The organism is Roseixanthobacter glucoisosaccharinicivorans (assembly GCF_043195095.2).
Taxonomy (GTDB): domain Bacteria; phylum Pseudomonadota; class Alphaproteobacteria; order Rhizobiales; family Xanthobacteraceae; genus NCEH01.
Map to the genome: position 1 here is coordinate 1178368 of NZ_CM195538.1, position 20866 is coordinate 1199233.

Here is a 20866-nt window from a genome sequence, read left to right on the forward strand (position 1 = left end):
TTCGGAAGACGTCGTTTTTAAAATGCGATTACTTGAGCACGTTCAGCTGGACCATGGGCTTCGGCTTGGCCGGCGCCACGGCGTCCTTCAGCACTTTGAACACCCGTTGATCAATGGGGGAGGAGGCGACGAAGTCGGCATAGGCCTGTTCCAGCACCGCCTTGCAGCGCTGCGTCACGGCCTCTTCGCTCAGGCCGGTGAAATCCTCGCTGACGAGATATTGCCCCATGCGACGCAGAATGTGCAGGCGCGCCACATTGACCACCAGAGGATCGTATTCGACCCCCAGCAGCGTGAAGAAATCCTCGGCGGATGATGCTTTGTTCAAGTTTTCGAGCACGCGGGGCGCATTGCTCACCGATCCTGCGGAACTGCTCATCGCCTGTCTCCTTCGCACATGTTGAGCCACGCGGCGCGGTGGCCGCGCCCAGCCGGGACGCGGGCGCCGGGGATTGAAAAGGCAACCGGCGTGCCAATCGACCGGGGTGACGCAAGTCCATGATTTTTTGAAGTTTTAAAAACGTCGCGCGATGTCGCGCTTGCGACAATGCGGGGCGGTCCGGCCGGTTGGCCGAACCAGACCGCCGTCACAGCCGCCGGCGCAGCCGCACCACCACATCAATGCCGGAGACTTCAAATCCCTCCGGAATGTCCGGCAGCCGGCCGATCACCACGCTGTCGGCGGGAATGTCGCACAGCGTGTTCTCGTCCTCGATATAGAAATGGTGATGCTGGCTCGGGTTCGTATCATAGAAGGCGGTGGCGCCGTCGATGCCGATCCGCCTCAGCAGGCCCGCTTCGGTGAAATGGTTCAGCGTGTTGTAGACGGTGGCGAGCGACATGGGCACGCGCGCCTTCTGCGTCTCCTCGTGCAGGATTCCGGCGGTGATATGCCGGTGACCCTTGGAGAACAGCAGGCGGCCCAGCACGATCCGCTGGCGGGTCGGCCGCAGGCCGGCGCGGCGCAGCATCCCGCCGCAATCGACCCAGTTCCGATCTTCCTGCTTGGTCCGCCGCCACATCAACCTCAGTTCCAGGTCCAGATCCTGGTCGAGGACGGTCGGTTCGCAGGATGCGGTGGCGTGCATGTCTTCCATCGGGCGCACCATGATCAGGAGGGTTGGGACGAAGCGAGATCGGTTTCGGATGCCGCCCCGAGGGCCAGCGAGCGGCGCCGGTCCGCCATTCGGCTTTCCCCGCTCTCGTCGCCGAAGCAGAGCGCGAAGTCGTTGCATTGGGTGCAGACCGGCGTGGAGCACATCACGAAGCCGTCGTCCTCGCAGAGCATGCGATAGAACAGCCGCTTCCAGCGCATGTTGTTGGTGTTGCGCTCGGCAAGCGGCGCGAAATGACGGGCGATGAGGCGCGAGAGTTCGGCGCGGTCACGCAGTCCGAGGTCTTCCCAAAGATGGTTCGGCTCCATGGCGCGGCGGGCGATCATCGCGGCCAGCCATCGGCCGGTGTCGCCGTGAGAGGAGCACTTGGCGCGCAGGAGGTCGCGCACCATGGCTACCTCTTCTTCCATCGGCGCCGCGCCCTGCGCAATCCAGCTTGCGGTGCGCGGGTGCGCCAGAGGGAACCATTGGTCCATGAGTTCGGAGAGTTCGCAGGGGGAGAGGCCAACCCGTTCCGCGACCGGCGCGCCTTCCATCGCGGCCACCGCGATGATCGAAGCCAGCACGTGCCGATCGAAGGCGATGTCGTCCTCGGCTACGACGGTGTCGGGCGTCACGCCGGTCAGCATGCGATAAGCCGCAATGCCGGGATGTTCGGGCTGATCGCGGGTCCGCCCAAGCTGCGACAGGGGCCGCAGAAAGCCGAGGGCTGGGTCGATCCTATCCTCTCGTGTCGCGGTAAGGCTCACGGTGCGCTCCAAAGGCCGTCGTGCAGCCCGCCTGTGGTTGTCTCCGGCCCGGTTGCGGCGATTGTTTTCGCCGGCTCATGATATCTGGGGGAGATGCCGGCCCGTGGGCCGGCATCGTATTCGCTAAGACGTGCAGGCCTCAGGCGGACATGGCAGCCAGTTCGGCAGCGGTCTTGCCGACGACGCTCTCGTCCACGGCCTTCATGATGCCGTGCTCCATGAGCATGTCTTCCAGCTCGTCCATGGTGATCGGGGTCGGGATGATGCCCTTGCCGCCGTTCGCATGGATCTTCGTCGCCAGCGAGCGATAATGGCCCGCCTGCACCGAGTCCGGAGCGTATTCGAGCACGGTCATGCGGCGCAGCTCGGCGTGCTGCACGATGTTGTCACGCGGCACGAAGTAGATCAGATGCGTGCCGAGCTTCTTCGCCATGGCTTCCGCCAGTTCCAGCTCCTTGTCGGTCTGGCGCTCGTTGCAGACGAGCCCGCCCAACCGCACGCCGCCGGAATTGGCGTATTTGAGAATGCCCTTGGAGATGTTGTTGGCCGCATACATGGCCATCATCTCGCCGGACATGACGATGTAGATTTCCTGGGCCTTGTTCTCGCGGATGGGCATGGCAAAACCGCCGCACACCACGTCGCCGAGCACGTCGTAGGACACATAGTCGATGTCCTCGTAGGCGCCGTTTTCTTCCAGGAAGTTGATGGAGGTGATGACGCCGCGGCCAGCGCAGCCGACGCCGGGCTCGGGACCACCGGATTCCACGCAACGAATGTCGCGATAGCCGACCTTCATCACTTCCTCGAGTTCCAGATCCTCGACGCTGCCGGCGGCAGCCGCGAGGCTGAGGATGGTGTCCTGCGCCTTGGCGTGCAGGATCAGACGCGTGGAATCCGCCTTGGGATCGCAGCCGACGATGAGGATCTTGTGTCCCATCTCGGCGAGCGCCGCCAGCGTATTCTGGGAGGTGGTCGACTTGCCGATGCCCCCCTTACCGTAAAATGCGATTTGTCGTAGTGACGACATGATTGGTTTCCTTCGAACCGATTGCCAATGACCACCACGCGCAAGGCGTGAATGTTCCTCGCTCACAAACAGGCTCGCCGGTTACGGGAAGGAGCGCATCGCTCGTCGTCGCGTCTGCGTGCACTCAGCCCTCACTCGCCGTGCAGGATTTCTTCAGCAAACCGCGTGCCAGATTGAGATATTCAGTAATTCGCTGATTTATAAGCGAAAAATCTGACGTTTTGCTTGTCGGGCGCTGTGTCTTGAATCGGACAGCGGGCGCTGCGCTGTCACAAACGAAACAAGCGGGCGGGCTCCGCACGGCGCCGCGAACTCTGCGCTAACCCGCGCGAATACTGGCATCTCCCGAGCGGAACGGAACTTGCTTCGAGCGGTATGGAACGCGGACGGGCAGATGTGCCGCGACACGCCAGCGAGGGTGACATGCAGATTGGTGTCGAAACATCAAAGGCCGTGGATCAGCGGCGCGTGTTTGTTGTCGATCAGGATGAAATCACGCGTGCCGCCCTCCAATTCATGCTGCACGATGAAATCGAGACGCATGAACTTGCGACCCCCGAAGAAGCTTATGAAAAGGGCGTCGGCTGGCTGAAGCCGGACGTGGTGTTGTTGGGCGTGTCCTTCCTCAGCGAGCGCGGCACCAACCTCGTGAGCGATCTCAATGCCAAGTTTCCCGGGGTGCGCATTCTCATCGTCTGCGAAAAGGCCCAGGAGGCCACGGCGGTTGATGGCATCAAGGCTGGAGCCCATGGCGCGCTGGTGAAGCCGCTGACGCTGGAGGCCGTGCGCAAGAAGGTGGATACGATCCTCGGCCGTGGCGGTGCCCAGCCGATCGTGCAGCTCGGCTTCATGCGATAGGGGGCGGTCGTGACCGCGATCGTGTTCTTTCAAAAGCCCGGCTGCGGCACCAATGCGCGGCAGATCGCGATGCTGGAGCGCGCCGGCTATCGTGTGGAGGCGCGGGACCTGCTGCGCGAGCCGTGGACGCCCGAGCGCCTGCTCGGCTTCTTCGGAGATACGCCGGTGACGAGTTGGTTCAACCCGGCAGCGCCGCGGGTGAAATCAGGCGAGATCTTGCCGGAACGGCTGGATGCGGCGTCCGCGCTGGCGCTGATGATGGCCGATCCGCTGCTGATCCGCCGGCCGCTGGTGGAGCGTGGCACCGAGCGCTGCGCGGGATTCGATCGGGAGCCCGTGACATCCTGGCTGCGCGACGGGGACGCGCTGAAGGCCGTTCAGGGCTGCATGCGGCCCGAGGCTCCAGGCGGGTGCCCTGAGCCGGAACCGTCGGTTGCCGAGGCATGACGATCACCGCCCCGCAGGCCCTGAGCGCGGTTGATACGGTGCTCGCCTATCATGCGCGGACCAAGCACAGCCTGGCGCGCTATGCGCCGGGGCCGGAAACCCTGGATTGGGATGCGCAGCCGGATCCCTTCCGCGTCTTCGCGGGTGCGCCGCGTGTGGCCCTTCCGCTCGCGGCGCACGCCCTGAAAACGCGCTTTTCCCAAATATTTGACGCATCGCCCCGCCCCGCCGCGCTGAACCTGGACAGCGTCGCGCTACTGCTGGAAGTGTCGTTCGGTCTTGCGGCCTGGAAGGCGTTCGGGCCGGACCGGTGGGCGTTGCGCTGCAATCCTTCCAGCGGAAATCTTCACCCGACCGAAGTCTATGCACTTACGGCGCATGTGACAGGCCTTGCCGACGGGCTGCATCATTATGTCAGCCGCGACCACGTGCTGGAGCAGCGCTGCCACGCGCCAGCCTCGCCCGGCAGCGCGCCGCGTCTTTGGATCGGGCTCAGTTCGATCCATTGGCGCGAAGCGTGGAAATATGGCGAGCGCGCCTTCCGCTATTGCCAGCTCGATATCGGCCACGCCCTGGGCGCGCTGCGTTATGCGGCCGGTGCGCTGGGCTGGAGCGCCCGCATCGTGGAAGGCTACGATGCCGCGACCTTGGCGGCGATGATGGGGCTCGATCGTCCGGCGGATTTCTCTGGCGTGGAACCGGAAGACGCAGACGTAATCGTGGCCCTCGAGCCGGCCGCGAAGCCGGTTCATCGCGAGGTCGAGCGGCCTACGCCCGCTGACCTTGCAGGGGGCGACTGGGCGGGCCGCGCGAGCCTCTTGGACCCGCACCCGCTCTATCGCTGGCCGATCATCGCCGAGGTGAGCCGGGCGACGCGGGCGACGGCAGCTCCGGTCACACCCGCCGCTTTGCCTGCCCGTCCCGCCCTGACCGGCGCCGGTCACCAGCGCGCCGCCGAGATTCTGCTGGGGCGGCGCAGCGCCCAGCGCTTTGATAGCCGCTTTGAAATGCCGCGCCCCATCTTCTTCAGAATGCTGGACGCGGTGCTGCCGCGCGCCGCCGCGCCGTGGGATATCTGGCCGCACGAACCTGCCCTGCATCCCATCCTGTTCGTCCATCGGGTGGAGGGATTGCCCCCGGGGCTCTATGCCCTTCCGCGCTCCGAGGCGGCCGGCCGGGCGTTGCGGACGGCTTTGCGCGCGGATTTCGTCTGGGAGCCGGTCGAAGGCACGCCCGCTCATCTGCCGCTGGTACGCCTGGTGCAGAGCGATTGCCGGGGCATCGCGCGGACCGTGAGCTGCCACCAAGCTATTGCCAGCGACAGCTGTTTCGCCATGAGCATGTTGGCGCAATTCGAGGGGGCGGTCCGAACCGACCCGTCTCACTATCGCCAGCTACATTGGGAAGCGGGCCTGCTGGGCCATGTGCTCTATCTGGAGGCGGAGACGGCCGGGCTGCGTGGCACCGGCATCGGCTGCTTCTTCGACGATGCGCTACATGAGCTGCTGGGCCTCGCCACGCTGGAGTTCCAGAGCCTTTACCATTTCACGGTCGGTCGGCCGCTGAGCGACGACCGGATCACCACCGAGCCGGCCTATGAAGGCCGGGCGATGCTTCCCGAACGAGGATAGACATGCGCCAGCGCGTTCCGTTCCGCCGCCTCGGCCTCGCCGAGGCCGAGGCCCTGCTGGGTGGCAATCTGCTTCTTCTGGATGTCCGCGATCCGACGTCCTTCGGGGAAGCCCGGATTGATGGCGCGGTGCGGGTTACGTTTTCCGATCTCGGGCCGACGCTCGCCGGCACGCCGAAGGATCAGCCGATCCTGATCTATTGCTATCACGGCAATGCCAGCCAGGAATATGCGCAGGCCTTTTCCGATTTCGGCTTCTCGCAGGTCTATAGCCTGGACGGCGGTTTCGAGGCGTGGCGGCAGCGCACGCCGGCCGCGAAAGCGCTTCCGGCAGAGCTGGATGCTTGGCTCCAGGCGCAGGGATTCACGCCCGGTGCTGTCGAGGCCACCATCGCCAATGGTACGACCCCGCTCATGCACGCCGCCCACACGGGCGCGCTGGTTATGGCGCGGGCGCTGATCGCAGCGGGGGCACGGCTTAATGCCCGCAATGCGGACGGCAACACCGCCCTCTGGCTCGCTTGCGTCGGCCGGCATTTCGACATGATCGACCTGCTGGTGGAGAGCGGCATCGACCTCGACACGGCCAATGACAATGGCGCGACCGCGCTGATGTATGCCTCCTCCGCCGGGCTCGCCGATGTGGTGGCGCGCCTGCTGGAGCGCGGCGCCGATATCCGTCCCGAGACCCTTGACGGCTTCACGGCGCTCGACCTTGCCGGAAATGTCGAATGCCTCACGCTGCTGCGTCGAGCGAGCCAGGCGCAGGCTGTGGTGGCCTGAGCAAGGGAGCGGGTTTTCGCCCCGCGGCGTGACCACCGCGGGGCAGAACCGGACACTCTCAGGCCGCGCCGACTGCCACGCCTTTTTCGGCGAGCACGGTGGAAAGCTCGCCGGCCTGGAACATTTCCCGGACGATGTCGCAGCCGCCGATGAACTCGCCCTTGACGTAGAGCTGGGGAATGGTCGGCCAGCTGGAGAAGGCTTTGATGCCTTCGCGGATCTCGAAATCCGCCAGCACGTCCACGCTCTCGAACGGCACTTCGAGCCGCGCGAGGATCTGAACCACGGTGGCCGAGAAGCCGCATTGCGGCGCGGCCGGAATGCCCTTCATGAAAAGCACCACATCGTTTGCGGCGACGATGCCTGCGATGCGCTCTGCTGTGGAACTTGCCATCAATTTTCCCTTTCACGATTAGTGAATTGAACCGCCATTGCAATCGCGTCAGGCGGGCACGATGGTTTCGAGGGCGAGCGCGTGCAGCGTTCCGCCCATGTGCCCCTGAAGCGCGTCATAGACCATCTTGTGTTGCTGCACCCGGCTCTTCCCCCGGAAGGTCTCGCTCGTCACGCGGGCGGCGAAATGATCGCCGTCGCCCGCGAGATCCACGATGATCACCTGCGCTTCGGGAAATGCCTCCTTGATGAGGCGCTCGATGTCGGACCCGACCATTGCCATCGTCGTCGCTCTCCAGATGTCACCCGCCATGCCTCTGCAAGGTTCAAACCACCCCTGCGAAACCCGAAGCGGGCCTGCAAATGCTTCGATTCCCGGCCACGTGACGAAGGTTTCAAGCGCACGGCGGACAGAATGTTAGGGCCATGTCGCATTGCCGACAGGGGCGCGCGGTGTCGAACTCAAGGGACCGAAGCCCTTCCGCGACGGCCCGGCTCTTGCTTGGAGGGAGAGACATGCGCGGGCATCGGCTGGGTGATCCGGTCACGCCCGCTTGAGCGAGTCGCCGATGATCGAGCTTTTCCAAGACCGCGACCCCATCAATTTCGGCGACCTGCCGGCGGAGATCAATGCCTTGCTCCAGCAAGGCGTCGCCGCGTATCGGCAAGATCATGCGCGGGCAGACGGCCTGTTCCGCCAGGCGCTGGCCGCGGCCCCGGGCGAATTGCCGATCTATTTCTGCCTCTACAAGATCCACACCTATCAAGGAAACCTGGACGAGGCCCAGGCGGTGGCCGAGAGCGGGTTGCGCGAGGCGGCACGGCAGGCCGGGTGGGATGAGGACTGGCGCCGGTGGCGGCCGGAGCGGAACCTGCCCGAGGGCGCGGGCCGGTTCGCGCTCTATACGCTGAAGGCGCTCGGCTTCATCCATCTGCGGCGGAACGAGCCGGAGCGCACCGAGGAAATCCTTGCCGCTCTGCGGCACCTGGATCCCACGGGCGCCGTCGGCTGGACCGTGATCGAAGCGCTCGCGCAGGGCATTGCCTGACGCGAGCATGGCACCGCGTTTGCACGTCCTGTCCCATAGGCCGCCCAGAGAGGTTGGATTGGGACTGAAATTCGTGATGACCTTGGCGAAAGCCTCCGAAGCACCGGCGAATACGCACCGAAAACCGGCAAATGTCGGCGCTCTGCTTGCCGTGCCTGCGCCGTGTCGGTTCACCGCCATGTCTCAATGCCGCCAAGGTCGCAAATCCAACAGGGCAGCCGTTGGCGAGAGGGTGGCAGGCAGATGACACAGCTCGATGATGGCGGCGCATCGCACGCGACGCGCGTGGCAGGGCCCGAAGTCGGTGTGGACGAAGCATTGATGGAGGCGATCATTGCCGCCATCCGCACCGTTCACGATCCAGAGATACCCGTAAACGTCTATGATCTCGGGCTGATCTATCGCATCGACCTTTTGCCGGGCGGTCATGTGGAGATCGACATGACCTTGACTGCCCCAGGCTGCCCGGTTGCCGGCGAATTGCTGAGCTGGGTCGAGAAAGCGGTGGTCGGCGTCGAGGGGATTTCCGGGGCCGCGATCAAGCTTGTGTTCGATCCGCCTTGGGATAATTCCCGCATGTCGGAGGATGTGCAACTGGAGCTTGGATTGCTTTAGGACATCTTCAAAAGAACCAGAAGAAGTAAGAATTGAACGTTCTGGGCGCGAGCCTGGCACCTTATCCGCCGTCCGAATGACCGAGGCTGGGCGGATCGAGCACGCAATGCCTGCCTCAATCAGCGGCGGGCAAGAATTGAGGATGCCATGATCGAGCTTATTGCTTCCGACGGACATGCCCTTTCGGCCTATCGGGCCGACCCTGTGGAAGAACCCAAGGGGGCTGTCGTCATTCTCCATGAATTGTTCGGCGTCAATCCACACATTCGAAAGATCGCCGATGCTTTTGCGGCCAAAGGCTATGTGGCCATTGCACCGTCGCTGTTTGACCGGGTCCAGACCGGCGTAGATCTGAGCTACGACGAGGAGGGCTTTTCCGCCGGCCTCGCGGTGCTGGAGCAAGTGGACGATGCCAAGGCGTTCGCCGATATCCAGGCCAGCGTGGATGCCGTGAAAGAGGCCGGGAAGGTCGCCATCGTCGGCTATTCCTGCGGGGGCAACATGGCCTATGCGGCCGCGAACGCGGTTTCCGGCATTGCTTGCGTGGTCGCTTATTATGGTCCCGGCATTGTCGAAACCCAGGGCGAGAAGCGCAAGGTGCCGACCTTGCTGCACTTCGCCGAGAATGATCCGCTGATCCCGATCGAGCAGGTGGAGCAGTTCCGCGCCTCCCATCCCAATGTCAGCGCCTTCACTTATCCCGGCGCAACCCACGGCTTCAATTGCGATGAGCGGGGCAGCTATCACGCGGCTTCGGCGGGTCAGGCACTGGAGCGGACATTGTTCTGGATTTCGCAGTTCGTCGAGGGTCAGGCGCCGATCGCCCTGAAGAATTCGGGCATGTATGCGCAGGCCAAGGTGGAAAAGAAGAAGACCAAGAAGAGCGCCGACGATGATCTCGGCCCGCCGCTGGATTAAGCGGGTCGAGCGCGCGTCGCGGAGGTGATGATGAGCATCATCAAGGCTGATTTCGGAGCGGAGAAGCGCACGGCGGCCCGCCGCCTGCGCACCCTGCTGAGCTTGAACGCTTTGCACGAGGCCAATGTCCGGGGAAATCCCGTGCCCTATCTCGAGCGCGCCAGCGAGCGGATCTATCAGCTTGAAAAGGTGCTGTTCGAGGCCGCCGCCGCGTCCCGTTCTTGCGCGGACGTGGCGGATGGGGAAGGCCGGCGCGATGCCGAACCGGTGACGATCGAGAAAGCCGAGTATCTGCAATTGCTTGCATGCCGGGACATTGTCGAGGCCGCCTTGAAGCAGCTCGCTTCCGAGGACGCAGACGCGGAATTCTAGCCCGCGGGGCAGTGCGCATTCAGTTTCAAATGGAGGAATAGATGTCGCTTGAGGGCTTCTTCGTGGATTGGAACGGCAATGTGCGCGAAACGCGGGATCCGGGCGGCGGATATGTCTGCGAAAGCGATCCCGTGGCGCGCTATGTGGCGATCACCACCAAGGGCGGCACCCTGATCCACGAGGCCACATTCTATCGCAGCCTCGCCGACATCGCGAAAGCCGGGATCAAAGCGGAACTGGTGCCGGGATCGCACCCCTGGGGGCAGCGGGACGAAGGGTTTTGACCCCCTACCGTCGCGCGCGCCTGTCGCGCGTGACGGTTCACCAGGGAAGGCTTGCCATGAGGGGAGACGTGTCATGATGCCGACCACCATCCTCATCGACGAGGCGCCCCGCTGTGTGGTGCGGCCGGTCGACACCAAGGATCTTCAGCGCTTCCTGCGCAACGCCAAGTCCTATCTGCTGGCGGAACGGCCGGACGGCAAGATCAGCCATCGCTCCGCCGATGAAGCCGAGCTGGCACGCTGGCGCAATGCCTTGGCCCTGCACAAGGCCTGGGGCGGGGCAGACGAGGAGTTCTTCGGCGTTCCGCTTTAGGCACCGATCGGCTTACGGCCGGGCGTGGCCGGAATCATGGGGATTGTCGGCCTGGTTGCGCATCCAGTCCGCAAGCTTCGTCAGCGCCTCGTCAATCTCGCGCCGGGCGGCCTCGTCGGCGACGGTTTCCTCCAGAGCGCCGCGCATGCACACCAGCCACGCATCGCGCTCCGCATTGCCGATCTTGAAGCCCATGTGACGCTGGCGCAGGCGCGGATGGCCCTTTTCGACGGAATAGAGCTTCGGCCCGCCGGTCCATTCGCACAGATAGCGCTTGAGGACATTCTTTGTCGCCGAAAGATCCGGTGCATGCATCGCGCGGATCTCGCGCGCCTGCTCCAGTGTGTCCATCCGCCGATAGAAGGCTTCCACCAGGCGATCAATGGTGGGCGCCCCGCCGACGCGTTCGAACATCGAGATTTGCACCGCCACGTCAGACATGGCTCACCTCCAGGTTTTGGCCCACGGGCGGGGCCTGCCGGCCGGAAAGGGCGAGTTGCAGGAGTTCCGGATCGGTCACCGGCAGCGAGCAGGTCTCCCCGATGCAGACATAGGCCGTCGCCTTGGCCGAGATGCTTTCCTTGCCATGGGCAGGATGTCCTTGCGGCGGGTGCTCGCCGGCGCCCAGCACGCGCAGCACACGGTTCGGAATGCAGCAGGCGTGCACGGCGTCCACCAGGTCGCGCGTACCGGTGCCGGGGCAGATGATGATCTGAACGCTGTTGGCGAAGGCGTCGAGCCCGCTGAGGAAGGCCGCAAGCGGTATCGCATTGCGCGCCACCTCGCCGGCGAAGGCGCCGATCTGCCGCTCGGCGCGGGCGCGATATTCCTCTTTCCCTGTCAGCAGGAAGAGGGAGGAGAAGACCTCCACCATCATGCCATTGCCGGAGGGGGTCGCATGGTCGAACGCATTGCGGATGCGCGTGATGAGACCCGGCGCATCGTCGGGGGTGAGGAAATAGCCACCCCGCTCCGCATCGCTGAAATGGGCCTCCAGGAGTGCCGCCCAGGTCTCGGCACAGGCCAGATAATAGCCATCGCCGCAGGCCTGATACAGGATCAGAGCGGCGCGGCTCATGGCGGCATAGTCATCCAGCAGGCCGCAATGGGTCCGCCCCTCGCACCAGGAATGGTGCAGGCGGCCGCGCGCGTCGGTCATATGCGCGAGAATGAAGGCGAAGGCCTGTTTGGCGGCGTCGATCCAGTCCTCCCGCCCGAGCGCACCGCCGGCAAGGCAAAGCGCGCTGATGGCAAGGCCGTTCCAATCCGCCAAAACCTTGTGATCGCGCCCCGGACGCACGCGCGCGCTGCGCGCCTCGAGCAGCCTTTCGCGCGCCGCGGCGAGGCGAGTCTCGATGGCCGGCTCGGCAAGGTCCGGCTTCTCGGAACGGTTGAGGATGCTGCGCCCCTCCCAATTGCCGATCCGGTGCACGTCATAATGGGCTTTGAAAAGCGCGGCCTCCGAACCGAGCACGCGTTCGACCTCGGCGGCGGTCCAGACGTAGAACTTGCCTTCCTCATGCTCGCTGTCGGCATCGAGGGCGGCAGCGAAGGCGCCACCCTCCACGCGCATCTCGCGCAGCATCCAGGAGACGGTTTCCGTGATCCGCGCGGCATAAAGGGGATTGCGCGTTTCCTGCCAGGCCCAGGTCAGCAGCTCCACCAATTGGGCGTTGTCGTACAGCATCTTTTCGAAATGCGGGACGAGCCAGGCATTGTCAGTGGAGTAGCGCGAATAGCCGCCGCCCAGATGATCGTAGATGCCGCCTTGCGACATGCGATCCAGCGTCAGCAGAACGCCGTCGCGCAGCTTGGCCTTGCCGGTGCGCTTATAGCCGCGCCACAGCAGCGCGAGCACGGGCGATTGGTGAAATTTCGGCGCTTGGCCGATGCCGCCGTCCACCTCGTCGATGAGGTCCGAGAATTTGAGGCAGATCTCGTCCAATATATCGGGGGTGAGCAGATTGTCCGGCGGCGGCTCCGACAAGCGCGCGAGCCCCGCGCGCATCGCCGTCGTGTTCTTCTCCACCGTATCCTTCTGGCCGGAATAGACCTGTGCCGCACGCGCCAGCATGTCGCGAAATGCCGGGCGGCCGTAGCGGCTTTCGGGCGGATAATAGGTGCCACCCCAGTACGGCTCGCCCTTCGGAGTCAGGAACATGGTCAGCGGCCAGCCGCCGCGCTGGCCGAGCAGGGTGAGGGCGTTCTGATAGATGAGGTCGAGGTCCGGCCGCTCTTCCCGGTCCACCTTGATGGGAACGAACAGGTCATTCACCAGGGCGGCGGTCTCGGCATTCTCGAAGCTCTCCGCCGCCATGACATGGCACCAATGGCACGCGGCATAGCCGATGGAGAGCAGGATCGGCTTGTCTGCCGCCTGCGCCGCGGCCAGCGCCGCCTCGCCCCAGACCTGCCAGTGGACCGGATTGTCCTTGTGCTGGAGCAGGTAGGGACTGGTTTCGCTCGACAGATGGTTCATAGCCCCGGCGCTTCCCTTGCCGCAGATCTTCGCTGGTAAGGTCAAAGCAATTTGCTCGCCATCGACGCGGAAAGCGCCAGGCCGCGTGATTTTATTGGAAAGCGGCGCAGCGTGCCGGGGCTAAGAGTGAAGGAAGTGCGACATAAAACGTCGTATCATCATGGCCGACACGACAATGAGCACCCGGATTGGCGTCATTCATCCATGCTCGCAAGCAAGATGACCTCCGCCGGAGCGCCCGGGCCGTGATCTTCCACGAAGTCCAGCGCATCGACACGTGAGAGGCCACCGTCGGCCTCCATGAGGACGACCGCGTCCTTCGGCATCTGCATGAGCGCGTCGAGCAATTGGGCAACCGTCATGGCGATCCGCATCCTTCATTTTCCGCGGCCAGATCCGCTTCCGGCAGCAGGTCCACGTCCGGACGTGGCGCGCCGGTCTCGTCGAAACAGAGCGCCGCCGTCTCCTCGTCCAGCATCACGATCTCGGCGCGCTTCAACTGGCCGTTGGGGTGATAGGCATAGCGATGGGAGAGTTCCACTTCGCCGTAAACCATCTTGTCGAAGCCGCGCAGCACACCGGCAGGATCGTAATAGGCGTGGATGAATGTGTTGCGGTTTGACAGCGCATCCGCCTCGATTGCGTTGACCAGTGTGAAGGGCAGTTTCACCCCGGTGTAGGAGACAAAGAAGCGGCAATGCTCTTCGGTCGGCTCCGCCATGTGCCTCGTCTCCTCACAGCCCGTCATTCCGGGTGGATCATGATTTCCATGGTTTCATCGAGATCGCTAAAGGGATCGGGAAAGCCATCGTCTTCCACCAGCTCGATCCCGCACACGCACACCTCCCCGTCGACCACGGCCAGCGCGAGGGGCTCCAGGTTCTTGCCTTTGCAGGGACCCTTCACGCATGCCCCAGTGTCGATTTCAAAGGTGGAGCCGTGTCGTCCGCACCGCAGAAACTCCCCGTCGGGTGTGAAGAATTCGCCCGAGCCGATATTCAGCCAGCGGCCCTCATGCGGGCAAACGTTGGAATAGCCGAAATAATCGTTGGTTAGCGTGCGCACGATGAAGATGGGGAAGGGGCGGGTCTCGCGGCTTTCCCCGGTATCTACGACGCGGGACAGGCGGAACGATTTCACCCCGCCGGGGGCGATGGCCGACATTGGGCAAATGACGAAAACCTGAATTTCTCCTGGCGACATCGGCAAGCTCCTGCTCCCCTTCGCGGCGGCGTCGTTGCGTGCCCGGCGTCAGATCGCGGACAGGGTACGCGCACCCTGAAGAACCGGATAATTGTCGCGCAGCAGGCGTTCCAGCTTGCGGCACAAGGCGGTGTCGGACGCTGCGCCGGGACCGACGAAATCGGTGCCCTCATCCCAGATTTCAAAGAAGCAATGCAATTGCTCTTCATAGGCCGCATCTGGCACCACGGTGAGATCGTTGAGCCGCGCGATGCCTTCGGAGGAAACCTCCAGGCGCCAGCTGCGGTCATCAGCGACCGAGGCCAGCAAAGCGCTGACATCGGCTGTGGTCCAGGGTGATTTCAGGTCGAGGGCCATGCTGGTTTCTGTCGCAAACGCGACGCTCCCGGTCACACACCCCGCACAAGTGGCTCCTGTACGGGGGAATGCCCCGATATTTGCATGAAGCATGCCGTGAGACGCCCGCAGGCGTGCGCCTGCCAGCTTCCCGACATGGCGAGGATGACCCATGGCCCTGATGAAGTTCTATATGACGCCGGGATCTTGCTCCACGGGCATTCACATCCTGCTGGAGGAACTGGAGGAGGTGTTCGAGGTCTCGGTCGTGAACCTTCCCGCCGGCGATCATTTCAAGCCGGACTATGTCGCGATCAACCCAAAATCGACAATTCCGACCCTCGTCCGCGCGGACGGCTCGGCGCTCACCGAGGTCCAGGCCATCGCCTATTGGCTCGCGCGCAGCCGGCCGCGCGCAAGGCTCTGGCCGGAGGATGTGGAGCTTCAGACGCGGCTCGTGGAAGCCATGGCCTATGTGGTGGGAACGATCCACGGCCAGGGGTTCGCGCGCATCTTCGCAACCTCCACCTTCGCTCGGGATGTCGCGGAGCACGAGCGCGTGCGCCAGCTGGGCCGGGACATCGTGCACAAGGGCTTCGAGGTGCTCGACGCGGCGATCGGCCAAGGGCCTTATCTGGCGGGCGCCTTCTCGGCGGGCGATCCGGTGCTGTTCTATGTGGAATTCTGGGCCGAGAAGACCGGCATCGCTTTGCCGGAGAATCTCCTCGCCCATTACCGGCGGATGCTTGCGCGGCCGGCCGTGCAGAGAGTGCTGCGCGAGGAGGGATATAACACCGCGGTGCTCGGGCAGGGCGCCACCGTTGGGGCGGCATGAGATGCGCGCGGGATGAGGCGCGCACGGATCTTGCATCGCAGGGGCAGGGCGAACGCAACGCTTTGAGGGATCATCATGAGCCAGATGTTTGTCGTGGAAGAGCGTAATCAAGACGACATGTCCCGCAAGGCCGGAATTTATCTCTACGGCGATACGAAGCTCTGGCTGGACGGCGACGTGGTGCACCGCGCGGATGGCCCGGCGATTATCGGGCCGGATGGGGTCGAGCGCTGGTACATCCACGGCAAGGACATGACCCGCGACGTGAAGACCTTCTTCTTCGACCATCGCTGGCCGGTGCAGAGCGGGCTCGATACCGCGGAGAAACTGGCCTTGTTCCAGGGCCAGTTTCTCAAATAAGCCGCTGACCTGTAGCGGGGGCGGGCGATGCGCCTGTCCGTCCCGCGCCGTCAGGACGCAATCATCGTCGAACAGGCGGCGTATGTGCAAAGGCTGATCCCGTTCGGGATCAGCCTTTATCGCTTGGTCGCCCGCCTGGCTGACTAAATCCCTGCCGTCAGGCCGCGCTTGAGGTTGCTTCCGCTTTCAGGGTCTCAAGCTTGGTCTTCTCGATGCGGAACACGCCGCGGCCGCCCGAGAAGGCCTGGTAGACATCGCCCGCCCGGTCGCTGAGCAGATTGAACCAGTCCTGCGGGGTCAGGCCGGCCGGGCGCTCGCTGATCTCCACCACCGAGCCGTTCGGCACGAAGCGGGCATGGATCATCACGATTTCCATTTTTTCCTCCTGGCCGGTCAGGAATCGAAGCCGAGCAGCTCGATCTTGATGTTTTCGGTGCCGAGCACCTTCGCCTGGCAGGCAAGGCGCGACTTGGAGCTGACGCCGACGATGGCATCGAGCTTCTCATTCTCCTCGCGGGCGATCTTGGACAGACCCTTGCGGCCTTCCAGCACGAAGATATGGCAGCTGCCGCAGCTCGCCTTGCCTTCGCATTTGTGCGGGATGCCGATCTCGGCGCCGAGCATCGCCGCCAGCAGGCTGGAGCCTTCCGCGACATCGAACGACTTGCCGGAAGGCATAACGGTAAGCGTGGTCATTTTTCTCTCCTGAGATTGATGTTTGGACGTTAAAAGATTTGACTTGAACTCAAACTTCAGTAAATCGCCGCCCCGGCGCCCACGTTTATGGATGCATCCTTCATCGTGGCGACGATGAATTCGATCTGATCTTCGGTGAGGTGAGTGTGGAACGGCAGGGCCACGGCCCGGTCGGCGAGCTTCTCAGTGACCAGCAGGTCGCCGCGGCGATATCCCATGTCGAGATAGTGGCGCTGGAGGTGGAGAGGATTGCAGTACCCGGCCGCCTCCACATCCTCCACCCGCAAGTCTTCGACGATGGCGTCGCGGCTGGAGCGAGAGAAGCGGTTCCCGAGGTGGACGAGATAGAGGAACCAGTTCACCTCTGTGACATCCGGCCCCACATAGGGATCCTTGATGCCTTCGAATGATGCGACATGCTTGTAGTACAAATGCTCGATGAGCCGTCGCCGCTCCAGGATATCGTCGATGCGCTTCAACTGGGCCAAGCCCAGCGCGGCGGAGATATCGCTCATGTTTGCCTGATAGGGGGCAGAGCCGCCCACCACCACGGAACCGCGCTCTTCCAACCCATGCGCGCGGTGCCTGCGCACGGTGACCGCAAGGTCGATGTCGTCGGTCACCAGCATCCCGCCTTCGCCGCAGGTGAGTGCGGAGGGCTGGGAGAAATCAAACACCGACATGTCGCCAAAGGTGCCTACCAGCTTGCCTTGGTAGCGCGAGCCGATGGCTTCGGTGGAATCTTCCAATAGGGCGAGGCCATGGCGCTGCGCGAGTGCGCGCAGACCTTCCCATGCGGCGGGGTGGCCATTGGTATTGGCGGCGATGATGGCGCGCGTATGCGGCGTGATCTTCGCTTCGGCCTTTTCCGGCGCAAGCGTCCCGGCCCAATAGTCGATATCCGCGAACACCGGGCGCGCGCCGGTGAGGCTGATCGCGTGGGCGGTCTCGCGGAAGGAATAGGAGGAGGCGATCACCTCGGCGCCCGGCCCAATGCCCGCGGCCTTCAGCGCAAGGAGCAGGCCGATCGTGCCGCTCGGAACCGCGATCGCATATTTGCGGCCGAGATATGCGGCAAACGCATCCTCGAAGGCGGTCACGCCCGGACCCGCAGACAGGCGCGGCGCCCGCATCGCGGCGTCCACGGCTTCGATTTCGGCCAGCGTAATGTCCGGATCGGAAAGCGGGATCAGCTCCACCTCATCTTCGGCGGAGGAGGCGACATCATTGAATTCCTGGGAAACGGCAGCCTCGATCATGGCATCGCCTTCCGGACTGCAAGCACGATGCCGGTGGCGCGCTCCGGGTCCGCCGTGATCAGGACGCAATGATCGGCGGCATCGAGAAGGTGGACCTCGAATTTCGGATAGATCCTGAACGGGGTTTCGGTGACATCCGACGCATCGCACCTTGTCCAGGATAAATGTGGAAACCGCTTGCGTAAATCGGGGAACACGCCCGCATCCGCATCCACGGCTGAAAGTATCTGGTCGATCTGCGTCAAGTCGTCCGCTTTCAAGGCCATGTCCAGGATCCTGTGTTGGAGATCTGACAATTTTATCTATGCAAGATCATTGCCAGAAGGTGCGTTCGTCATCCATGTTCAGCTGGTCGAGGATCGAGCTGAGGCGGATGTGAACGCTGTGAAGCTCCCACGTTCCGGTCTTGTGGTTCTTCCAGAACAGGCGCCAAGTGCGGTGCTCCGGCTCGAACAGGAGCAGGGCCACGTCGATGATGCCGCCCTCGGCGTCGATATTCCGCGAGCAGCAGGGACTCGCGATGCGATAGCCGCCGTCCACGTCGACGACGCTCGGCTCCACATAGCGATAACGCCGCCGCGCCTTGATTCCGCGCGCGATGCGGCGGCGATCCAGCTCGTTCGGATGTGCCGATACGGGCGCCGCATGAGATTTTAGCGTTGCCGAATTCATGGCTCAGCTCGTGCTCTAGAGCGGAACGATTTCTTCTTCGAAGCAGCCGATCACGAGGTGCTCGCCGAATTCGACGAGATAGATCGGCATGTTGGCCTCGGTGTGGGTGCCAACCTGGACAATTTCGCCGGTCGCGCCGGTGGCCACCAGCAGCGCCTCCAGAGGGGCGGCGGGAAAAGAGCCGTCGTTGTGAAGGTCGATCGTCGCCTTCACGCGCTGTCCCCATTGGTATTTCGGAAGCCTGGGCTCGATCACGCTATGGTTCCTCCGGGCAGGGGAATGTCCGCCATGTCGTCGCGGGAAAGAACCGGCTCAAGTTCCTTCTTCTTCATGCCAACGCGATTGCCGCTTTCCATGAATTCGACGCCGTAGATATAGAATTGCTGAAGGAAGGTGCCGATGCTGACGACGTATCCCTCCTCGCCCTTCTTCGCGAGGATGTCGCCGATCTCCTTTCCGGCATAAGTGCCGTCGTTGCGAATGGTCCGCTTCGCCTTCACCTTTTCGCCGAAGGAAAAATAGGGAGGGGCGGTGATTTCGACGACGTCGCTATCGCGAACAATATTGCTCATCGCGGATGCTCCATTGATCGACCCTGGCTGTTCAATCTGCGCGAGCGCGCCATATCCTGGACGAACGCGTCCGCGTCGTCGGCAAGCTCGGCGATGTCTTCCACTGCGATCTGGCGCGCCACCTCGTAGCGCACGCGCCAGTCCGGATCGTGCCGCAGGCGGGCCAGCAGATCGGGCGACAGGCGCTGGGCGATCTCCAGTCGCACCGCCGCGTCGGCATCGTCCACCATCTGAAGCAGCCAGTCGCGGGGCAGGCGCTGCGCCACGATCCGGCGGACCTCGACCTCCGGATCTTCGATCATGCGCGCCAGCAGCGGCGCCGCGACGCGCCGGGCGATGACCAGGCGCACGTAATAATCCGGATCCGCCATCATGGGGATTAACTCGGGATCATCGAGCAGCGACACGATGCGGATGCGCACCTCGCGATGCGGGTCGTGCCGCAGCCGCAGGATCAACCGCTTCGGCAGCCGCCGGGCGGCGTTCCAGCGTACGGTTTCTTCCGGGTCGTCCAGCAGGGGCTGGAGCACGAAGGGGCTCGCGTGCTTCGCCGAGATCGCCCGCACTTCGAAATGGGGATGGGCGATATAGCTGTTTGAGAGGCCCGGATTCCAGTTGAAGAAACGGTCGATGCGCCGGGCATATCGGTCGTGCACGCAGGCATGCTTCAGCCGGCAGAGGCCCTCGGCGAGCAGATCCTGGTGCGCGCAGACAGCGCAATTGATTTCGTTGCCCTGCCAATCGCGGGCTTCGTCGATTTCATCCATCATCGTCTTGCCCAATGCGTTCGAGAACGTCGAGCAATACCTTCGCGCCGATCTTGTCGCTGGGGTCGAGCTGGATCAGCTTGGTGACGGCGGCGCGTCCCTCTTCCAGCGCACCCAGGCGCATCTGGAGGTAGGCGTAGCCCTTGAGAGTGAACAGATAAAAGCGGGGCAGCATGGCGTCGTAGCGACCGAACTCGGCATCGCCCGGGCTCACGTCCTGCCAGCGCGGGGCGAGATTGTTCTCGCGGGCCGCCTTTTCCAGGCATTGCTTCGCCACCTCGAGCGCCTCCGCAAGTCGCCCCTTGTAAAAATAAAACCGATAGAGGCCGATCAGCACGGCCGCGTGCCCTGGGGCGAGCGCCTCGGCTTCGCGCAGATGGCGCTCCGCGACCTCGTCCAGATGATAGGAACGGCCCGCCTGAGCGAGATGCGCCTCGGCTGCGGGCGGCAATCCTCCGCCGAGGAGGGCTGCCGCCAACACACCATCGTCGAGGCCGGGGCCTGCCATGTCCAAACGTGTGGTCTGCGTCATGGCTGGGGCCCCGACCTCGCGCGGCTTAGGCTCAACCGTGCGAACTGCACGAACGGGCCTTGGGATCGCGAAACACAAGCCCGGTCTGGGCGGGCGTGTCCGCGAAATCGATGGTGACGCCGTTCAGGAGGAGTCGGCTCTCGGCGGGCAGGAAGAAGCGCACGCCGTTGCGTTCGACGATCGCATCCCCCGCCGAAGGGGCGGGCAGGACCGCGATGTCGGCGGAGAGGCCCGAGCACCCGCCGGGCGTCACCGCCAGCCGGAACCCGCTGGTGGCGCCCCCGTCGGCACGCAGCATGAGGCGGACGAACTTTTCGGCTGCCGGTGTAATGGTGAAGTTCATGACGGGCGCCTCACGCCGGAGCTTGGTAGCGGGGATAGGAGGTGTCGATGACGCAGGTGTCGTCGACCGGGCAAACCGCGGTGCATTGCGGTGAATCGAAGTGCCCGATGCATTCGGTGCACTTCTTGGGATCAATAACGAAGGTGCCGTTCTTTTCCCGGATCGCCACGTTGGGGCATTCCGGCTCGCAGGCTGAGCAACTCGTACACTGCGAGGCAATGATCTTCAGGGCCATCGTCTGCTCCTAGACTTCGTC

General features: G+C 63.8%; 35 protein-coding genes. 12 read left to right on the forward strand and 23 right to left on the reverse strand.

All coding sequences use genetic code 11. The features are described 5' to 3' along the window. Positions 1–28: 28 nt before the first annotated feature. The 4 genes from nifW to nifH form a co-directional block, all read right to left on the reverse strand. Positions 29–379, reverse strand: a complete 351-nt coding sequence (gene nifW, locus V5F78_RS05060) for a nitrogenase stabilizing/protective protein NifW (RefSeq protein ID WP_394066019.1) — start codon at positions 377–379, stop codon at positions 29–31. A 208-nt stretch (positions 380–587) separates the two neighbouring features. Further along, positions 588–1088 carry a Fur family transcriptional regulator Irr gene (gene irr, locus V5F78_RS05065; RefSeq protein ID WP_394066018.1) on the reverse strand — a complete coding sequence of 167 codons (501 nt, stop codon included), beginning with the start codon at positions 1086–1088 and terminating at the stop codon, positions 588–590. Between the two features lie 23 nt (positions 1089–1111). Then, positions 1112–1804, reverse strand: coding sequence for a nitrogen fixation protein NifQ (locus tag V5F78_RS05070; RefSeq protein ID WP_394066873.1), 693 nt, complete (start codon positions 1802–1804; stop codon positions 1112–1114). A gap of 199 nt (positions 1805–2003) precedes the next feature. Further along, complete coding sequence (nifH, locus tag V5F78_RS05075; protein ID WP_394066017.1) at positions 2004–2894, reverse strand: nitrogenase iron protein; 891 nt, start codon at positions 2892–2894, stop codon at positions 2004–2006. Positions 2895–3317: 423 nt separating this feature from the next. Between nifH and V5F78_RS05080 the strand changes: the two genes are divergently transcribed. The 4 genes from V5F78_RS05080 (at position 3318) to V5F78_RS05095 (ending at position 6612) form a co-directional block, all read left to right on the forward strand. Continuing rightward, positions 3318–3752, forward strand: coding sequence for a response regulator (locus V5F78_RS05080; RefSeq protein ID WP_348844604.1), 435 nt, complete (start codon positions 3318–3320; stop codon positions 3750–3752). 9 nt (positions 3753–3761) lie between these two features. After that, positions 3762–4199, forward strand: coding sequence for an ArsC/Spx/MgsR family protein (locus V5F78_RS05085; RefSeq protein WP_394066016.1), 438 nt, complete (start codon positions 3762–3764; stop codon positions 4197–4199). Continuing rightward, positions 4196–5830, forward strand: coding sequence for a nitroreductase family protein (locus V5F78_RS05090; protein ID WP_394066015.1), 1635 nt, complete (start codon positions 4196–4198; stop codon positions 5828–5830). Before V5F78_RS05085 ends, V5F78_RS05090 begins: the two co-directional genes overlap by 4 nt. Positions 5831–5898: 68 nt before the next feature. Continuing rightward, positions 5899–6612: an ankyrin repeat domain-containing protein gene (locus tag V5F78_RS05095; protein ID WP_394066871.1), complete on the forward strand. Its 714-nt coding sequence runs from the start codon at positions 5899–5901 to the stop codon at positions 6610–6612. A gap of 58 nt (positions 6613–6670) precedes the next feature. Here the strand turns inward: V5F78_RS05095 and grxD are convergent, their stop codons facing one another. Beyond that, positions 6671–7006 (reverse strand): Grx4 family monothiol glutaredoxin, encoded by a 336-nt coding sequence (gene grxD, locus V5F78_RS05100; protein WP_394066014.1) that lies wholly within the window; start codon positions 7004–7006, stop codon positions 6671–6673. A 48-nt stretch (positions 7007–7054) separates the two neighbouring features. Further along, positions 7055–7288, reverse strand: a complete 234-nt coding sequence (locus tag V5F78_RS05105) for a BolA/IbaG family iron-sulfur metabolism protein (protein WP_348844609.1) — start codon at positions 7286–7288, stop codon at positions 7055–7057. A gap of 286 nt (positions 7289–7574) precedes the next feature. Between V5F78_RS05105 and V5F78_RS05110 the strand changes: the two genes are divergently transcribed. From V5F78_RS05110 to V5F78_RS05135, 6 genes are all read left to right on the forward strand, one after another. Then, positions 7575–8054 (forward strand): hypothetical protein, encoded by a 480-nt coding sequence (locus V5F78_RS05110; RefSeq protein ID WP_394066013.1) that lies wholly within the window; start codon positions 7575–7577, stop codon positions 8052–8054. A gap of 321 nt (positions 8055–8375) precedes the next feature. Continuing rightward, the gene (locus V5F78_RS05115) at positions 8376–8669 is read left to right on the forward strand and encodes an iron-sulfur cluster assembly protein (protein ID WP_394066869.1); all 294 of its coding nucleotides are present in this window, start codon (positions 8376–8378) and stop codon (positions 8667–8669) included. 147 nt (positions 8670–8816) lie between these two features. Further along, entirely contained in the window at positions 8817–9587 is a 771-nt protein-coding gene (locus V5F78_RS05120; protein ID WP_394066012.1) for a dienelactone hydrolase family protein, read from the forward strand. A 30-nt stretch (positions 9588–9617) separates the two neighbouring features. Further along, positions 9618–9959 carry a hypothetical protein gene (locus V5F78_RS05125; protein WP_394066011.1) on the forward strand — a complete coding sequence of 114 codons (342 nt, stop codon included), beginning with the start codon at positions 9618–9620 and terminating at the stop codon, positions 9957–9959. Positions 9960–10000: 41 nt separating this feature from the next. Further along, positions 10001–10243, forward strand: coding sequence for a hypothetical protein (locus V5F78_RS05130; protein ID WP_394066010.1), 243 nt, complete (start codon positions 10001–10003; stop codon positions 10241–10243). Between the two features lie 73 nt (positions 10244–10316). After that, positions 10317–10556 (forward strand): hypothetical protein, encoded by a 240-nt coding sequence (locus V5F78_RS05135; protein ID WP_394066009.1) that lies wholly within the window; start codon positions 10317–10319, stop codon positions 10554–10556. A gap of 12 nt (positions 10557–10568) precedes the next feature. On the opposite strand, the gene V5F78_RS05140 is transcribed toward V5F78_RS05135, so the two are convergent. The 6 genes from V5F78_RS05140 to V5F78_RS05165 all read right to left on the reverse strand — a co-directional run bounded on the left by V5F78_RS05140 (position 10569) and on the right by V5F78_RS05165 (position 14595). Then, a complete protein-coding gene (locus tag V5F78_RS05140; RefSeq protein WP_394066008.1) occupies positions 10569–10997 on the reverse strand; it encodes a group II truncated hemoglobin in 429 nt (142 codons plus the stop codon). Then, positions 10990–13035 carry a thioredoxin domain-containing protein gene (locus tag V5F78_RS05145; protein WP_394066007.1) on the reverse strand — a complete coding sequence of 682 codons (2046 nt, stop codon included), beginning with the start codon at positions 13033–13035 and terminating at the stop codon, positions 10990–10992. The genes V5F78_RS05140 and V5F78_RS05145 overlap by 8 nt, the downstream gene beginning before the upstream one ends. Before the next feature lie 194 nt (positions 13036–13229). After that, positions 13230–13409, reverse strand: a complete 180-nt coding sequence (locus tag V5F78_RS05150; protein ID WP_509276644.1) for a hypothetical protein — start codon at positions 13407–13409, stop codon at positions 13230–13232. Then, positions 13394–13783, reverse strand: coding sequence for a DUF6156 family protein (locus tag V5F78_RS05155; protein WP_394066005.1), 390 nt, complete (start codon positions 13781–13783; stop codon positions 13394–13396). The genes V5F78_RS05150 and V5F78_RS05155 overlap by 16 nt, the downstream gene beginning before the upstream one ends. Beyond that, on the reverse strand, positions 13780–14238 hold the full coding sequence (locus V5F78_RS05160; protein WP_394066004.1) for a Rieske (2Fe-2S) protein: 459 nt from the start codon (positions 14236–14238) through the stop codon (positions 13780–13782). Before V5F78_RS05160 ends, V5F78_RS05155 begins: the two co-directional genes overlap by 4 nt. Before the next feature lie 48 nt (positions 14239–14286). Beyond that, a complete protein-coding gene (locus tag V5F78_RS05165; protein ID WP_394066003.1) occupies positions 14287–14595 on the reverse strand; it encodes a hypothetical protein in 309 nt (102 codons plus the stop codon). A gap of 160 nt (positions 14596–14755) precedes the next feature. Here V5F78_RS05165 and V5F78_RS05170 point away from each other — a divergent pair, with 160 nt between their 5' ends. Further along, on the forward strand, positions 14756–15409 hold the full coding sequence (locus V5F78_RS05170) for a glutathione S-transferase family protein (protein WP_394066868.1): 654 nt from the start codon (positions 14756–14758) through the stop codon (positions 15407–15409). Positions 15410–15484: 75 nt separating this feature from the next. Next, complete coding sequence (locus V5F78_RS05175) at positions 15485–15769, forward strand: aldehyde dehydrogenase (protein ID WP_348844620.1); 285 nt, start codon at positions 15485–15487, stop codon at positions 15767–15769. Between the two features lie 157 nt (positions 15770–15926). Here V5F78_RS05175 and V5F78_RS05180 read toward each other — a convergent pair whose 3' ends face one another. Genes V5F78_RS05180 through V5F78_RS05230 form a run of 11 tightly spaced genes read right to left on the reverse strand, consistent with a single transcriptional unit; the run spans position 15927 to position 20845 of the window. Beyond that, complete coding sequence (locus tag V5F78_RS05180; RefSeq protein WP_394066002.1) at positions 15927–16145, reverse strand: hypothetical protein; 219 nt, start codon at positions 16143–16145, stop codon at positions 15927–15929. Positions 16146–16162: 17 nt separating this feature from the next. Beyond that, the gene (locus V5F78_RS05185) at positions 16163–16465 is read right to left on the reverse strand and encodes a 2Fe-2S iron-sulfur cluster-binding protein (RefSeq protein ID WP_394016287.1); all 303 of its coding nucleotides are present in this window, start codon (positions 16463–16465) and stop codon (positions 16163–16165) included. Between the two features lie 56 nt (positions 16466–16521). After that, entirely contained in the window at positions 16522–17724 is a 1203-nt protein-coding gene (locus V5F78_RS05190; RefSeq protein ID WP_394066001.1) for a DegT/DnrJ/EryC1/StrS family aminotransferase, read from the reverse strand. Then, positions 17721–17990: a DUF6129 family protein gene (locus V5F78_RS05195; protein ID WP_394066000.1), complete on the reverse strand. Its 270-nt coding sequence runs from the start codon at positions 17988–17990 to the stop codon at positions 17721–17723. Before V5F78_RS05195 ends, V5F78_RS05190 begins: the two co-directional genes overlap by 4 nt. A 46-nt stretch (positions 17991–18036) precedes the next feature. After that, the gene (locus tag V5F78_RS05200; RefSeq protein ID WP_394065999.1) at positions 18037–18396 is read right to left on the reverse strand and encodes a DUF3024 domain-containing protein; all 360 of its coding nucleotides are present in this window, start codon (positions 18394–18396) and stop codon (positions 18037–18039) included. Positions 18397–18411: 15 nt separating this feature from the next. Continuing rightward, a complete protein-coding gene (locus tag V5F78_RS05205; protein WP_394065998.1) occupies positions 18412–18651 on the reverse strand; it encodes a nitrogen fixation protein NifZ in 240 nt (79 codons plus the stop codon). Then, on the reverse strand, positions 18648–18968 hold the full coding sequence (locus V5F78_RS05210) for a nitrogen fixation protein NifZ (protein ID WP_394065997.1): 321 nt from the start codon (positions 18966–18968) through the stop codon (positions 18648–18650). The genes V5F78_RS05205 and V5F78_RS05210 overlap by 4 nt, the downstream gene beginning before the upstream one ends. After that, complete coding sequence (locus tag V5F78_RS05215) at positions 18965–19738, reverse strand: 4Fe4S-binding leucine-rich repeat protein (protein ID WP_394065996.1); 774 nt, start codon at positions 19736–19738, stop codon at positions 18965–18967. The genes V5F78_RS05210 and V5F78_RS05215 overlap by 4 nt, the downstream gene beginning before the upstream one ends. Continuing rightward, positions 19728–20267, reverse strand: coding sequence for a tetratricopeptide repeat protein (locus V5F78_RS05220; RefSeq protein WP_394065995.1), 540 nt, complete (start codon positions 20265–20267; stop codon positions 19728–19730). The genes V5F78_RS05215 and V5F78_RS05220 overlap by 11 nt, the downstream gene beginning before the upstream one ends. A gap of 31 nt (positions 20268–20298) precedes the next feature. Then, positions 20299–20610: a HesB/IscA family protein gene (locus V5F78_RS05225; protein ID WP_394065994.1), complete on the reverse strand. Its 312-nt coding sequence runs from the start codon at positions 20608–20610 to the stop codon at positions 20299–20301. 10 nt (positions 20611–20620) lie between these two features. Then, complete coding sequence (locus V5F78_RS05230; RefSeq protein WP_348844631.1) at positions 20621–20845, reverse strand: YfhL family 4Fe-4S dicluster ferredoxin; 225 nt, start codon at positions 20843–20845, stop codon at positions 20621–20623. Positions 20846–20866 lie beyond the last annotated feature (21 nt).